The 723-nt window shown below is 48.0% G+C and carries 1 protein-coding gene; it reads right to left on the bottom strand.

What is annotated here, in order from left to right; genetic code table 11:
- Window positions 1–688, bottom strand: a 688-nt coding sequence (locus R7Z50_RS27145) for an AraC family transcriptional regulator (protein ID WP_318149705.1), incomplete at its 3' end; no start/stop codon positions are given.
- Between the last annotated feature and the right edge of the window lie 35 nt (window positions 689–723).

The following is a 723-nucleotide window of genomic DNA, read 5'->3' as shown; positions in this document are numbered from 1 at the left end:
CCATTCGCATGCGCATCAAGTGTGCCATCGGGCTTCGACCAAATTGTTGCTGCGTTAAACGATGTAAATGGGGCTCCGAACATGGATAGAGTGCCGCTAACTGCTCAACGCTCCAGTCTTTATGTAATTGACGCTGAACGAGGTCAAATACGCGGCGAAGTTTAAGCTGATTGCGAGAAACAGATTCCGAAGACGGCATATTCAGCATCAATTCCAGTTGCGCTACGCTGTGAGCACCGACCGCACTGCCGTAATCAATGGACAGATTTATGCTACGAAGCAATGTCTGAATACATGAATACATCACTTCCGGTGCAGGTGTTAGTTGATAGCTGATGTTTTCTCCCACCATCGACCACTCTTTATGTTGGGAAAGAAATACCCAAGCGATTTGCCACGTTTCATCTTCCATTCCAAACCCATTTTCAATCCCCGCAGGCACGACCACCAGCGATCCGGGTTCAAGCTCATAACGGCACGCCCCACTTTCTAACCAACCTTTACCACGCACAGTATAAAGCAGCATGTGTTTCTTCTGGTTCTTGCGATAAACGGAAAAGAAATCACGGCAAGTCGCGATCCCACACTGCACAATGCCTCGTTCTTCCAGTGCAAGCACTCGCGTGTGATCAATGAACTCTTGATAGGTTTTCTCTGAGATGGTGTAGCGCTCTTGCTTTTCTTCCATGTCGGTGGCTCGTACTGTGAGTTATCGCGTTTTTA

The organism is Vibrio sp. 1249-1, from assembly GCF_033340495.1.
Note: the sequence above shows the minus strand (reverse complement) of the source record. Positions and strands in the feature narration are given on the sequence as shown.